The sequence below is a fragment of the Verrucomicrobiia bacterium genome (assembly GCA_036268055.1).
In the GTDB taxonomy this organism is placed as follows: Bacteria; Verrucomicrobiota; Verrucomicrobiia; order Limisphaerales; family Pedosphaeraceae; genus DATAUW01.
On the sequence record DATAUW010000013.1, the window covers coordinates 195,225 to 210,073 of the forward strand.

General features: G+C 53.7%; 9 protein-coding genes. 6 read left to right on the forward strand and 3 right to left on the reverse strand.

All coding sequences use genetic code 11. The features are described 5' to 3' along the window. Nucleotides 1-13 precede the first annotated feature (13 nt). The gene (locus tag VH413_07755; protein ID HEX3798579.1) at nucleotides 14-3,601 is read right to left on the reverse strand and encodes a FecR domain-containing protein; all 3,588 of its coding nucleotides are present in this window, start codon (nucleotides 3,599-3,601) and stop codon (nucleotides 14-16) included. A gap of 183 nt (nucleotides 3,602-3,784) precedes the next feature. Between VH413_07755 and VH413_07760 the strand changes: the two genes are divergently transcribed. The 5 genes from VH413_07760 to VH413_07780 all read left to right on the forward strand — a co-directional run bounded on the left by VH413_07760 (nucleotide 3,785) and on the right by VH413_07780 (nucleotide 8,177). Next, on the forward strand, nucleotides 3,785-4,309 hold the full coding sequence (locus VH413_07760) for a transposase (GenBank protein HEX3798580.1): 525 nt from the start codon (nucleotides 3,785-3,787) through the stop codon (nucleotides 4,307-4,309). A 54-nt stretch (nucleotides 4,310-4,363) separates the two neighbouring features. After that, nucleotides 4,364-4,990, forward strand: a complete 627-nt coding sequence (locus tag VH413_07765) for a sigma-70 family RNA polymerase sigma factor (protein HEX3798581.1) — start codon at nucleotides 4,364-4,366, stop codon at nucleotides 4,988-4,990. A 48-nt stretch (nucleotides 4,991-5,038) separates the two neighbouring features. Beyond that, nucleotides 5,039-5,254 (forward strand): hypothetical protein, encoded by a 216-nt coding sequence (locus tag VH413_07770; GenBank protein ID HEX3798582.1) that lies wholly within the window; start codon nucleotides 5,039-5,041, stop codon nucleotides 5,252-5,254. A 243-nt stretch (nucleotides 5,255-5,497) separates the two neighbouring features. Beyond that, the gene (locus VH413_07775; protein HEX3798583.1) at nucleotides 5,498-6,862 is read left to right on the forward strand and encodes a hypothetical protein; all 1,365 of its coding nucleotides are present in this window, start codon (nucleotides 5,498-5,500) and stop codon (nucleotides 6,860-6,862) included. A gap of 97 nt (nucleotides 6,863-6,959) precedes the next feature. Further along, nucleotides 6,960-8,177, forward strand: a complete 1,218-nt coding sequence (locus VH413_07780) for a hypothetical protein (protein ID HEX3798584.1) — start codon at nucleotides 6,960-6,962, stop codon at nucleotides 8,175-8,177. A 36-nt stretch (nucleotides 8,178-8,213) separates the two neighbouring features. On the opposite strand, the gene VH413_07785 is transcribed toward VH413_07780, so the two are convergent. Both VH413_07785 and VH413_07790 read right to left on the reverse strand, forming a co-directional pair. Further along, nucleotides 8,214-9,458 carry a glycoside hydrolase family 71/99-like protein gene (locus tag VH413_07785; GenBank protein HEX3798585.1) on the reverse strand — a complete coding sequence of 415 codons (1,245 nt, stop codon included), beginning with the start codon at nucleotides 9,456-9,458 and terminating at the stop codon, nucleotides 8,214-8,216. Nucleotides 9,459-9,620: 162 nt separating this feature from the next. Next, entirely contained in the window at nucleotides 9,621-11,054 is a 1,434-nt protein-coding gene (locus VH413_07790) for a glycoside hydrolase family 71/99-like protein (GenBank protein ID HEX3798586.1), read from the reverse strand. A gap of 129 nt (nucleotides 11,055-11,183) precedes the next feature. Here VH413_07790 and VH413_07795 point away from each other — a divergent pair, with 129 nt between their 5' ends. Beyond that, on the forward strand, nucleotides 11,184-14,843 hold the full coding sequence (locus VH413_07795) for a two-component regulator propeller domain-containing protein (protein HEX3798587.1): 3,660 nt from the start codon (nucleotides 11,184-11,186) through the stop codon (nucleotides 14,841-14,843). Nucleotides 14,844-14,849: the final 6 nt, after the last annotated feature.

Here is a 14,849-nt window from a genome sequence, read left to right on the forward strand (position 1 = left end):
CCTCAATCAGCAGTTAGAAGACAAAATTGAGCCGCGCCATAAAAGTCCGTTTACGGGGAAGCTCCTGATACGTATTGAGCGGGCTAAGTTGGTAACCGCCCCCGCTCAGGTCGAGCAAGCCGAACCGGGCCTCGATGCGCCGATCGAGAAAGCGCCAGCCCGCGTAAATATTCTCCTGCACAAAACTATCGCCCGGCCCCGCGCCGATGAACGCGGAGTTCGCCGAATTTTGCTGGCGATACCAGGTGGCATCCACTCGCGCGAAAAATCCGGATGGATGATTAAATAAAATGTAGCCAGTGGTTTCGTGCAGCGTCGCGCCGTATTCCTGGCTCGCGGTTGCGAGCGCAGCGATGGGAATTTCCGGAAGTGTGTCGCCGAGCCGCACGCGATCCAATTTGTAACCCCCTCCAACAACAAATTGGTCGCCCAACAACTGATTGATGTTTGCCGAAAAAGCCAACTCGCGGTAGTCGAGATATTCGGCGGTCGAATCCGAAACGTAGGGCGCAAAACCTTGTTCCAAGGAATAAGCACCCACATCGCGGCGAACTTTGCTGTTAAGTTCCTCCAGTTCAAAACCGGCATAAGTACGGCTGGAAAATTTTAAATCCAAAGCGCCGCCATACACTTCAAATTCGGGCGCGGCAATCGAGCCATACAACGATTCGGGAATAAGCGAGCGAAAGGTTTGCGGAAAACCCGCGAGTTGCGTCGGCTCAAGCCGATAACTTTCGTCCAGGCTGACTCCGCCCAGCGAACGCGCATAAATTCCCCGGACGGCAACTTCGGAAATCGGCTCCCAGACAATCCCCGCTTTTGGACCGAGTTGCGAGCGATGATCTTCGCCCCCAGTGAAAGGCGGATTGCGAAAATTCAACGGATACGAAATATCATCGTAAGTTGCGCCACCGGTCAGCCAAAGATGATCCACCGGCTCCACGGTCAGATAACCATAACCAGTCGTTCGGCGAAAATGGGAATCATCGCTCGTCGTATCGTCCGTGGTTGGAAACAGAAACGGCACCAGCCCGGGTGAAACACCAAAGGTATTTTGACTATCAAATGTCCCCGCTTGAAAGCGCGCGCCGAGTGAAAGATTGACGCGTTCGAATTCAAATATTTGATTCAACTCGCCAGTATAGATCTCAAATTGATTGTGATAATCAACATTGAATGGTTCGACATCGGTGCTTGTGACATTGCCCGTCCCATCTTGCGCCAGCAGCAGTTGATTCGCGCCGCGATCACTGAATTGCTGTTGATCAACGAGCCGCCCGCCAAGTAATAGCGTGTGAATTCCCGGAGCCCATTCGCGATGCCACGCGCCGACTACGATGGGTTGTTGTTGTTCGTTGAAATTAAAAAAAGGCCGCGCGCTGGATTGATTGTAATACTGAAAATTATCGCCCGAATGATAATCCTGGTATTGCACGAGCAACAATGCGGTGTCGGCGTCGGTCACTTGTTGTTTGATCGTGGTGTTGAACTCAATGTCGTTCAGCGCATTATTTATGCGAAAGCCGCTGTTGTGATGGTAATCCAAATCCAGCGAGTAAGCGGTCTTGCCTTCCGTGCCGTAAAGCGAGGCAAGCTGGTGATACATCCCGTCTGTGCGATACTCCGTCGTGTCGGCAAAGTGGATGCCGTCGGCTTCAAAGAGCCGAGAATATTCCTGTTGTGAAACGCCTTGAGACAAACGCCCGCCGCCGAGCGGAGCGAGAATATTCGCCAGCAACAGTTCGTTGAACCAAACTGTTTCGTAGCGCAAGTTGAATTGAGTGGGATCGCGCAGATCATTATAAGCATCGGACAGAAACAAATGCGCAGAGTCGTTCGCGTAATCGCTGGTGACGGCTTTGGAGGCTTCGCGAACACTCACGTCCGTCATCCCCAGATCGCGATACATCGTGGCGAGGTTCGCACTGCCGACGGCGCGATCCTGGTCAAGCAACATGTGGGAACGAAAAACACTGCGGTCATCGTTGCGTTCTTGGGATTGCTGAAGATCACCGACAGCTTCGTTGATTTTATTTTCCTGCTGTTTGAGCAGCGCGAGGTAAAGCCAGCCGGTGGGATCACTGGGATCAAGCTTCAGGGATAATTGCAATTCCCGCGCTGCCCGCGCATCGTCGCCGCTGTCGGCATAAGCCTTGCCGAGATAACTGCGCAACAGCGCGCGTTGCGGTTCGAGCGCGGCGGCGGTGAGCAAGTCCGTGCGTCCGCGCGACAAATCACCTTGTTTGATCCGGCACAGACCGCGCCCGAGCCACGCATTTCCGAGCGCGGCATCAACGGCCAGCGCGCGATCAAACCAGCTCGCGGCCTCGCGAGTGTTATTTCGCGCCGCTTCGACAAATCCTTTCAACGCCAGCCCTTGAGCATTGCGCGGCGCAAGCGCAAGACTTTGGTTCAATGCCGCAAGCGATTGCGCCGTGCGGCCAAAACCAAATTCGAGTTCGGCGACGCGCTCCCACGCGTAGCCGAATTGCGGAGAACGCGCCGCCGCTTGTTTCGCGAGTTTCAATGCGCTCGTCAGGGACGATTCCCCGTTCGCGCGGGACTGTTCGTAGTACGACTCCGCGAGCAGTTCCGTCGCGAGTTCAGGGGCGGGACGATTTGATAATGATTGTCGTTTCACCGCGGCGATCAAAGTTCGCAATGCCTCGGCGAGGTGCGAACTTTTTGCGGCCGAGTCGGGCTTTTGAATGGATGCCAGCACCGCCTCGGTTTCGCTCACCTGTCCGACGGCCAGCAGAACTGCCGCGTGATAAATCTTTGCCGCGTCGGAAGCGGGCGATTGCGCAGCCGGATAATTCGCCAGCGCCGCCAATAAATCTCCCGCTCGATAAGCCGAAAGAGATTCATGCAAGACTCGTTCGTCTTCCGCGGCAAATTCCAAGTCATTCAAGTCCAACACCGCCGGATAATAAAAACACCACTGCAATATATTATTGGCGATGAATCCCGCCGTGCGCGCCGGAGCGTGGCCGGTGTCCGCGATTCCCTGTTGCAGGTTCGTCAGCGTCAATTCGCCGTCCGCGTTGCTCAGCTTGACTTTGCCATCCACTACGGAAACGACGGTGTGTTCAGCGCCATTGGTTTCCGAAACTTCCATGACGAATTCGGTGCCTTCGATTCCCGCCACCGCGCCGTGCGTGATGACTTTGATGCGTCCCGGTTTGTCGCGATGAAAAAACGAAACGATCCCGCGAACCACATGCAGCCCGGCCAAGTTTCCCGACGCGTCCGCCGGCAATATTTCTATCTCCGTGAGCGCGCCAAAAGGCACGATGCTTTCGTCCGACCAGCGTAGCGTCACACGGCTGTTGCTGCCGCTGCGCAACCGGTCGGACGGATGCAAAACCTGGTTAGTTTGCGTCAAAGTCCACGTCGAAGCGCCCACCGGCAGGACTTCTACTTGCCCCTGCAATTCGATGATGCGAATTTCTTGCGCGCCGGTTTCGGTATCGGCTGCGCGCGCGGAAATTGCTGCTGCTCCTGAGAAGCAAGTCGCAAGCGCGAGACACGGCCAAACGCTGCCAGCGAATTTCCGCGCGGTAGTCATATTGCGATGGTCGGCTTTGAGATCAGGTTGCATGGTGGTAATTAGGTTGTTTCCTGCCGTCAAGCGGATTTCCGCTTCGGGTTCATTCCCGTTTATTTTCAGGGCTTATATCCACTACGTGGAGCGGATCGATTTCTTGCGAAATAAAAACAAAAGTTTTTTGCAAGAACCGGCGAAACGGCGCGTACCGGGATTAAACCTCAACCAAACACAACCATGACCACCATAGAACCAAAGACTAGTTTCCAACCCAGTTCCCTGCCCTTCGCCTCGCCTTCGCGCATGGAAATTGTCCAACCGGATTCGCTCGTGCAAGCCGTGGACGCCGCCGTATCGGAAATCGAAGATGAGGCGCTCACGCCAAACGGCGCAGACTCTCCCAGCGTCGCTTTTCAACCACGCCTGATGACGGGTTTGCTGACTTACTGTTATGCCCGGCAGATCTACAGTTCGTCGCAAATCGTTTTCCTTCTGCGCCGCGACCGCTTGTTTCGCCTGATGTGCGATGACATTCTTCCCGATGCGGAATGGATAAGCCGTTTTCGCCGCGACAACCGTCGCGCTATTTTGCAATGCCTGGTCGTCGTCCTGCTGTTCCAGGCAAAACAAAAAGTCGTGGCCGGCCTGGTCACGCACGTCAACAATGTGAAAATCGCCGCCGAAGCGAAACGCCGCATCATCATGTCCGCCTTCACGGACAGCATGGAACTTGATGAATGTGGCTTTGGCGCCGAAGCTTGATTGCTCCCAACAAACCCTTAACCTTAATCCGATTCCACGAATAAAATGTCGCTTATGAAGCCGAAAGAAGAAGAATTGATTCCCACCCGCGCCAGCCTGATTCATCGCTTGAAGAATTGGCAGGACAACCTGAGCTGGCGCGAGTTTTTCAATGTATATTGGAAATTGATCTACGGCGTCGCGCGCAAGGCGGGCTTGTCCGATGATGAAGCACAGGACGTGGTCCAGGAAACTTTGATCTCCGTGGCGAAGCACATGCCGACGTTTAATTACGATCCATCCATCGGCTCATTCAAGGGCTGGCTGCTGACGATGACCCGCTGGCGCATCATCGGACAATTCCGCAAACGCCGTCCGGGCGCGGATAATCCCCTGCCCGCCGATGAAACGAAACGCACGGACGCCGTGGAAGCCATCGCCGATCCAAACATTCCCGATTTAAAAGACGTTTGGGAAAAGGAATGGGAGCGCAATCTGCTTGAGGTTGCGCTCGATAATCTCAAGCGCACTCTGGACCCGCAGCGTTACCAGATTTTTGATTTTTACGTGAACAAAGAATGGCCGCCGGAGAAGGTTGCCAAACATTTTGGCGTCTCAACCGATCAGGTTTACCAAATAAAACATCGCATGACGGACACCATCCGCAACGAAGTGCAACGGTTGGAAAAAGAAATGCTCTAGTAATGAAAGTAGCTTGTTATTCGACTCAATTTTTAATAAACAAATCCTATGGCTGATTTCAAATTCGAATGCCCTTTGTGCAAGCAACATCTGGCTTGCGATCCACAATTCGCCGGCCGCCAGATTCAATGCCCCGGTTGCGACAAACTGATTCGCATTCCTTCCGCCCCCGGCCAGACCGCGGTTTATCAACCGGAATCAGGAAACACCTGGGCCACGCATTTGCCGCCGGCTGCGGACAAACCGCCAAAACCCGGCAGTTAATTTTCTCCCCGGACAGGATTCCGAAATGATTTTCCCGGTTTGCATTTGCAGCCGGGAATTTTTTTGCTCGCGTGACTTGCAGACTGTCCCCACTTCATGCGACTACCGGCAGTTGCAGGGCTCCACTAGCGTCACGATACCCACGAACATGATACGGATTCGGACATGAAAACGATTTGCTCCTGAGCGGCGCTACGCCGATTTCGTGCCGCAAAATTTTTGAACCACCCAACAACCAATCAAATGAAAACAAAATCAGTCATCGCTGTTTTAACGCTTCTGCTCGGTATTGCCGCCGCGCAGTCGGCGACCACCGTCACCGCCACCGGCAACGGCGAGTGGAATTCCACCGTGCCGGACCAGCCTTGGCCGGGTGGCGTCCCGCCGCAACCGACCGACAATGCCGATATTGAGGCGCCTTTCAATGTCACAGTGTCCACCAATGCGACGGTTGATTATATCTATGGCAGCGGCACGGTGACGATGGGCACGAACGCGACGCTGACCATCGTTGGTTCCAATGCCGGCGAAGGCACGCAATCGCTGGGCTTGATAGATACCACTGCGCCGGGAAACACAGTCATTTATCAAGGCAACGCCTTTTTCTGCAAACATCAGAATTATTACAATCTTCAGTTGGTTGGTTTTGGAAATCTTTTTAATGGTGAGATCGGGGTCAGTGGAGATGGACTTTCTCCGATGACAATTTCCGGCAATTTCATTCTCGGTGGAACTGCGGGCGTTGCCCAAGGCGACATGATCACCACAATGGGCGATCTGACTATCGGACCGGGTTCCACTTATGATAGTTCGTGTTCCCCAGTGACCGTCATGGGCAACACCGTTGTCAGTGGAACGCTTGAGGACAAGTGTGGCGACAGCGTCGCGCTTGATGATGTTTTTAACAATATTACGATCAACCCAGGCGGAACCTGGAATCTTGGCGATGTCATTGAGTGGGCGGTCAATGGCAGCGTCACGAACAATGGCTCCGTCATCGGAACAGGTTTCGGCACGATCACCTTCCTCGGCACAGGTGTTATCGCGGGCAATAGTCCTCTGACTCCGCCGTTCGTTTCTTTCCAAGGCACGAACGAAATTGAAAATACCATTGAAGTCACCACGAACGGGCCAGACTTCAAAAATACCATCGTGCTGGATTTTGCGCATCCCGGCGAGATCATCGTGCCGATGTCGTTGAACATGCAACTGTTCTTCAGTGGCACATTGAACCTCACCAATACCGGGCCCGCGATCACTCGGACCACGACTTATAAGTTTTTTGATGCCATTGGCTACAATGATCCCTATGGTTTTAATACGATCAACGGCCCCGGCTTTGGCGCAAATTATTCCATCACCAATGATCTAACCATAGACGGAACCATCACCGTCGTTCCCCTGACTTTGGCAGCCGGCATCACGAACAATCAGATTACGCTCTCGTGGGACAGCGTGACTTTTCCCGGCTTCCAGTTGCAGGTTCAAACCAACACGGCCGGACTCGCTGGCACTAACTGGTTGGATGTTGGGGCCTCGAGCAGTCCGTTCACAACCGCGGTCAGTTCGACAAATGCGGCGGTGCTATTCCGCTTGAGCACGGAGTAAATTTAAATTCACTGCACACACGCTCGGGCTGCGGTTTTTGTCAGTGGCAAAAACCGCAGCCCTTTAAATGTTTTTAGGGGTGGTCATATAAAAATTTATGTTAATGAAAATTTCCTACGGCAGGCTGTTATTTTGCGCCGCCTTAATAACGGCTCCGATCGTTCACGCGGAAAATGCGGTGGTGCTCGAGTCCTTTGAAAACGGCATCGGTTCCGCAAGTGTTGATCACGGTTCGGACGGACGGCCTTTGTTGAATCCTCCGGGAGTCGCCCTCGGCGAATATGTTAAAGCGGATAACCGTGATCCGAATGTTACCGAAGGCGGCAAATCGCTCAAGGTGGTGTTAAGCGGCAAAAAGAATTTCAGCCGCGATTTTCTGGTCACGCTCTCACCCGAGGCGTCGGAAAAAATTCGCCGCGCGGCAGCATCGAAAGATGTCGCGCGATACCTTTTGCGGTACGACGTTATTTTTCCGCCCGCGAACGATTTCGTGTATTTCAATAGTGCGCTACTGCTAGGTGACAGCCGCGATGTGCTGATTTCTTCCGGCGGGGTGCGAACGATGTCGGTGGCCTTGGATTTGTTGACGGGCTTGCCGGCGGCTGGTCCCATTGTGCTGGATTTCGCGGACGACTTTGATGTCAAAGGTGATTTTTCAAACGCGGTCATTTATCTGGATAATATCCGCCTCGTGGATACTTATGCGCCGGGCGCGAAACCGGTCGTGCATGTCCTTCAGTCTTTCGAGGATGCCGGCAATCCGACTGGCGGCGCGGTGAATTTCACCGATTGGGATGGTGATAAAGGTCAAGCCGCCATCCGCACAACCTTTTCGCAATACACGGCGGGCGGATCCTCGGACACGCGCGTTAGCGACGGCGGTCATGCGCTCGAAGTGGTCAATAATAATCCAACCGCCTGGCATGCGGATTTTGTGATTCCTTTCAATCACACGAAACTCGCGGAAGTATTGCAACTCGACAAACCCATCGAGCAACGCCCCACGCCCGAACAGCTTTCCCATTATACCCTGCGCTGGGATGTGACCTATCCAACGCTAACCAACGAATGGATCAATTCGACTTATCATACCATCGCCGGGTTTTTACCCACGATTCAAGGCAGTCAAAGCAAGTTGCAGAATCGGCGTCTTACTTATTCCGTAACCCTGGACCAAACGGAATGGGGCACGTGGCACGAGATGAGCCCGGTGCTGGTATTTATTACCGAAGGCCCGCAAGCCAAGCGCGACTCAAAAATGTACTACGATAATTTTCGCCTGATTGACACCGGGGCCGCTACGTCCTCGAAATAAAAAACTACAGTTCAATGAATTGTTGATTCGACAATGCTACTTATCTTTCATCGAGTTCAATTCGTTCCGTGCCTGCTCAAGTTTATCCGTGATGATGTCATTAAACACTTCATCAAGTTTCCGGGACGCGCCTGATTTATCGGGCACGTTTCGGCGCATATCATAAAATTGCATCGCCAGCGCGAGGTCATTGGTGTGCAAGGAAAATTCGGGTTGCAAAAATTGCCGCCGCAGATCCTGGATGATGCCCAAGTCGCGATAACCATATTCCTCGGTCGGTTCGACCATCGAGCCTTCGCCGAAATCGTTCCACGTCACAACCTGAACCAGCGTGGAAGAATTAGTCATCGCGCGCGCGAGGGTTTCGCGCAGGGTGTCGCTATGACGGTCGCCAAGATACCCCAGGTAATTGCGCACCCCGGCGCGTTGATAAATATCGTGGAACCGCGGAAAGGCGCTGCTGATGAACATGGGCCAGCCGGCGGCCTTCTGCTCGAAGTCGGCAAGATAAGTACGCAAGGCGGCATCCGATAAAATTCCTCCCGTGCCCGGCGCCTGGCTCATCCACATCGGCGGCCAACTGAAAGCCCCGACACCCGCCGCGACGCGATTATCCTCCGTAAAAAATGCCGGGCGATTCGAAGGATTCAACGCCGAGAAAATATTTTCCCAATCGCCATTCGTGATAAAAAATTGCGGGCCAAAATTGAGCAAAACGGGCCGGTTCTCGAATCGCAAATAGCTTCCGTCCGGGAAAAAGTGGTCCTGCAAGTAAAGCATTTCCTTTTGTGCCTGTGGAATGGCGTCTTTGGCGCTGATGTAATTGGTATCAATCAAATGCTGGATGGTTTGGTCTTCATAGCACAGCGCAAACTTGAGATGGGCCTTGCGCGTGAATTCAAAAAGCTTCAGCGTCGCTTCGTTGTTCTCACCGTAATCCAGGCAATTCGCCGAGCCGTACCAATCCACGATCACGCCGTCAATTCCGGCGAGCTTCATCAGCAGGACGTGGTACTCAAGCACCGCCGGATCCAGCGAATCATATGGCCCAATGAGCGGATAATACCACGAGGCAATCTGCCGCTCGCCGGAAGCGACAATGATGTCAGGATTAAAATGGCCCATCGTCCAGTGCCAGCCCCATTCACTGTGGTAAGGCTTGGCCGCAAACCACGGCATATAATAGACCATCACTGGTTTGGCAGCAGCAGCGGAGCTTCTGGAAATGCCCAGCCCAAAACATAATAGCAGGACGGAAAGTAAAATGTTTTTGGGCTTCATGGGTGAAATTCTAGTGAAAGGGAAAGCACAACGCAATTTCGAGATGCGATGAATGCAAGCTGGCGGATACGCAGCGGCAATAAGCCACGCTGTCGTTTCCCCCCCGATCTTCAACGATATTTTTAATCGCCCGCTGTGGACTCGTTTCAGCAACGGATACAGCTACTGCACCTTAAAGAATGTGCTAACACTTTGGGTGACGTTTATCGTGAACATGGGCGCATTCGCGCTTGCGGTGAAAGTCTGTATCGTTTGCCAATCGGTTAGGTTGGTGGACATTTTTACCTGCACGCCATTGGCCAGATAACCACCGATGGAAAATTGCAACTGCGTCCCGTTCAATCCGAGATTGTAAATCACCGGACGATTGGACTCGATGGCGCTGACGCGCTGGTTGGCAAGTGACAGCTTGCCGGAAATGACATTGGTGAAGATGCGGTCAAGTTCCGCGGACATGGACGCCGATGCGGTGTATTTTTTTCGCAGGTTATAAAAACGCAATGCGGTATTCAGGTCATTGGTGCCGTAGGAAAAACTCGAATCCAGATACTGACGACGAAAACCCTGGATGATTCCCAAATCGCGATAACCATAATCCAGCGTCGGTTCGACGATCGTGCCTTCGCCATAATCGTTCCACGTCACCACCTGCACTATCGCGGACTTGTTAGTTAGCGCGCGCATCAGAGTATTCGTAAGCGTCACGCCGTTGGCATCGTCCAGATAGCCGTACGATGTCCCCACACCTGCCTGCGCATAAATATCATGGAATCGCGGAAACCCGCTGCTCACAAAACTTGGCCACGCGGCGGCTTTTTGATCAAAGCTGGTGAGATAACCTTGCAGTTGCGACGGCGTAAGCGTGCCGCCACCGGACAACGCCATCGGCGGCCAGTCAAACGCCCCGGCGCCGACCGCGAGACGATTGTCTTCCGTATAAAACGCCGGTTTATTGGTCGCGTTCAACACCGAGAAGACCGTGACCCAATCGGCGTTCGTCTTAAAAAATTGCGGGCCAAAATTCAGGAACACCGGCGCGTTGCTCAATCGCAGATAACCGCTATTGGTGAAAAAATTTGTTTGCACATATAACATCGTTTGTTGTGCGTGCGTGATCGCATTCGCCCCCGGGATGAACCCGCCGCTGATTTCGCTGCCGATGGTTTGGTCTTCATAGCAGAGTGAAAATGTGAGCCCGGCTTTTTGCGTCCACTTGAACAACGCGAGCGTGCGCTGATTGTTGATGCCGTAATCGTAAAAGTTATCCATCCCGTACCAGTCCACGATCACGCCATCCACCCCGCCAAGCTTCATCAGCAAAACATGATATTCGAGCACGGCGGGATCGAGCGAATCATAGGGACCGATCAGCGGGTAATACCACGACGCGATGTCCAACCGACCCGAAGCATCGGTGACATCGGGGTTGAAATGATTAAGCGTCCAGTGATACCCCCAGGAGCCGCTGTAGGGTTTGGAAACAAACCACGGCATGTAATGGACGAGAATCGGTTTGGGGGCGGCGGGCAAACTCGCGGGAGCAAGCGCGAGAAAAAACGCCAGCCCCGCGACTGCGAGAATTTGTCTGAACTTCACGAGTATTATTTTCTAAGTTGCCCTTAATTTAAGCCGCGCACCGCGCGCCGAAAGTCACATGAAGTGGTGACAGACTGTTCTGCTTGTTTCCACTGCGTGGTTATTCCATAGTTTTAAGAATATTGCACCATGTTCCGAATCCCGGCATTTGCGTTTCCGGTTGGGTGGCTGGTTTTGTGCGTGACCATCCTGCTGTCCACGCGCGCCAGCGGTGTCATTCTCTGGAACGACCCGGACCACACCCTTGCCTATCAGACTGGCCCCGGTCGCGATATTCTCGGTGGCGCGGTCAAGCGCGACGATACCGCAAACGACACACTCTATTTTAAATTTCACGTGGACCCGTTGTCCGACAAGGACACGGAAGAATATTTGGCGGCGTTCGAGCTTTTTGACGGACAGGTCGAGCGATTAGGAATTGGCAATGCGCTCAAGGCGTGGGCGTACAGCGCTTTTGTTTCGACCGCGGAAGCCGGTGATACAAACAAGCCGACTGGATATGTGGATTTGCGTTCGTCCAAAGCCGAACCATCGGGCAATGGCCTCGCGAACTTTTATCAATATCCCCGGCGCGGTGTGGGCGTTACCTTCGTTTTCAAAGTTCAATATGTGCCCGGCGAAGATGATCTGGTCACGGTGTGGCTAAACCCCGACCTTGGCCCGGGCGCGACCGAAGTCTATCAACCAGATAGTTTGACTACGCGTTTCAACGCCAATGCGCGCTTCGATGAAATCCATTTGTGCCACTCTGGCAAAGGCGGTGGCTGGACCTTCAGCGACATGGCGATTGCCACCTCGTTCAGCGACTTCGTTGATCCCAGCAGTGCGCGCCCGAGCGACATCGCCAACCCTTCCGGCGGAATACTGTCATTTAGTTTTGAGTCGTGGCAAAAAGGCCAGGGATTGCCCGCGGGTTCCATCACGGCGCTGGCGCAAACGAGCGAGGGCTATCTTTGCATCGGCACGGATAAAGGATTGGCGCGGTTCGACGGCGCGCAATTTGTTCCCATAAAGATCGGCCAGGGCGAACAAGGCGGATCGTTGACCGCATTATTGTCCGACGCGGATGGCTCAATCTGGACCGGCTACAGCGATGGCACCTTGAAGCGTTGGAAAAATAATAACGTAACAATGGTCGCATCGCATGGCGGGTCGCCTGGCAGAGCAGTGACGGGACTCGTGGAAGATAACGAAGGAAATATATGGATGAAAACCGACATGGGGATCGGTTTTTTGAAAGATGGCAGACCAGCAACACTTCCTGCGCTGGACAAATTTAATCATTATCGCATCACCGTTCTCTCGCGGGATTTTCAGGGAAATATTTGGGCCGGCGCGCAGGGAGTCGGTCTTTTCAAATATAGCAGCAATAATTTTGTTCGTGTTGCGGATGAGCCGGAGTTGGCCAATTCACATTGTGTCCTGGTGGATCACGCCAGACGATTGTGGGTTGGCGCAGGTGATGACCTCGTGCTCTGCCGCGAAGGCGAACAATGGCATCGCTATCGGCTTCCGCGCGGAAAATCAAAATCGCCTATCACGAGTTTATCGGAAGAATCAAACGGGACGATTTGGGCGGGATCGGCAAACAGCGGCTTGTTCCAATTCACGGACGGAAAATTTGCGGCGGTGGCGGCGGCTACCGGACTTGAAGGCAGCCATGTAGGTGCGCTTCTGACCGATCGCGATGGGAAACTTTGGGTGGGGACGGACACTGCGTTAAATCGTTTGCAGCGGCGCACTCTCTTTGCCTTTGGACAAAATGAGGGGCTCGGTTTCGGCGCCGTGCAAGGATTGGCGGAGGTTGCACCGGGCGTTATCTGGGCCGCGAAACCGAATGCCAGTCTTTATCGCTGGGAAGGAAGAAATTTCGGTTTATTGCCACCCGCAGGTGTACCCGCCAGCGACGCGCAAGTTAGCTCTCTGCTCGTCACCCGCGACGGCCAATGCTGGGCCGCGACCGCAAATAATCTGTTGCTGTATAAAGATCCTGCGACGGCCGCTGACGAAGTCAAAATTATCCGTTTTGCCAAACCGAATATCATTTCGATTGCCGAGGCGTACGACAATTCGCTGTGGTTCGGCACGAGCGATGGAAAAATCTGGCAGCTCAATCGTGGACGCTGGCTCGCGCAAACCAATTTGACGACGAGCAAGGCCATCACCGCGATCGTCCCGATGGTGGACGGCTCGATTTGGTTTGGCACGGACGGCGGCGGTTTATATCAACTGCGCAACGGGAGTTTTACGCGCATCAATGACCCGCAACATCCGTTGAATGATTTCGTGCGCACGCTTCATCTGGATTCGCAAAGCACTCTTTGGATCGGCACCATCGGCGGTTTGAGCGAATGGCGCAATGGGCGTATCACCACCTTCACCACGCGTGAAGGTTTGCCGGACAACACGATTTCCCAAATTCTTGATGATGACGCAGGCCGTCTTTGGCTGGGGACGAGCCGGGGCATCGCTGCCGTAAGCAAGCAGCGGCTTGACGAACTGGCAGCGGAAAAAATTTCACTGGCGTATCCACAGGTATTCGGGCGCGCGGAGGGCATGTTATCCGAGGAATGCACAGGAGGATTTTATCCCGCGGGCCTCAAGACGAAGTCCGGCTGGTTATGGTTTTCCACTTTGAAAGGCGTCGTGGCAATAGACCCGCACAATCAGCCCGCAGCCACGCCGATGGCCCCGCCGATTTTGGAAGAGGTGTTGGTGGATGGCGTCTCGATGCCAATGATTAAAAACAGTTCCGCGCCTGAGACATTGCGAATCGTTCCGGGAAAACATCGCATTGAATTCAGGTACACGGCCTTGAATTTCGATGCGCCCGAGTCAATGCGGTTTCGGTATCGGCTCGAAGGATGGGACACGGATTGGCTGGATGCCGGCACGCGCCGGACTGCTTTCTACGGATTCGTCCCCGCCGGAAATTATCAATTTCGAGTGAGCGCATGCGGTCCCGATGGCGTGTGGACGGAAAATTCGCCAACGCTCGATGTGAAAGTACTGCGGCATTTTTGGCAGGCATGGTGGTTCGTCACGCTGGCCGGGGCAACCTTTATGATTGTGCTCAGCGGCATAATCCGGCTGATCGAAAAACAGAAAATGCAACGCCGGTTAAAAAGATTGGAGCAGGAACATGCGCTCGAACGCGAACGCGCGCGCATCGCTCAGGATTTGCATGACGAGATGGGAGCGAAGTTGTGCAAGATTTCTTTTTTGAGCGAACACGCGCGGCGGGGAACGCTTCAGGCGAACGAATTGCAGGACCAGATTGCCTCGATCTCGGACACGTCGCGCGAAGTTTTGCATTCGTTGGATGAAATCGTCTGGGCGGTGAATCCGCAAAACGACACACTGGAACACGTCGCTTCCTATATCGGTCAATATGCGCAGGACTATTTCCAGATGACGGGAATTCTTTGCGAACTCGAGATACCAGCGCAACTACCCGCATATCCCCTGCCCTCGCAAATCCGGCATCATCTTTTCCTCGCGACCCAGGAAGCGCTCACGAATATTCTCAAGCATTCCGGCGCGACCCACGCGACTATTTCGATGGTTTGCCAGAATTCAATTTTTAAAATCACCGTGATTGACGATGGCAAAGGTTTGCCGCCTTCGGATGCCGCAGAATCTTGCGGCGCGGACTCCGGCAATGGCTTGATCAATATGCGAGAGCGATTGACGGACATCGGCGGCACTTGCTCGATCGAATCCATTTCCGGCCGCGGCACGACCATCAAGTTTGGCATTTCCCTGAATTCCCTGATAAAAAACATCTAACTCCAT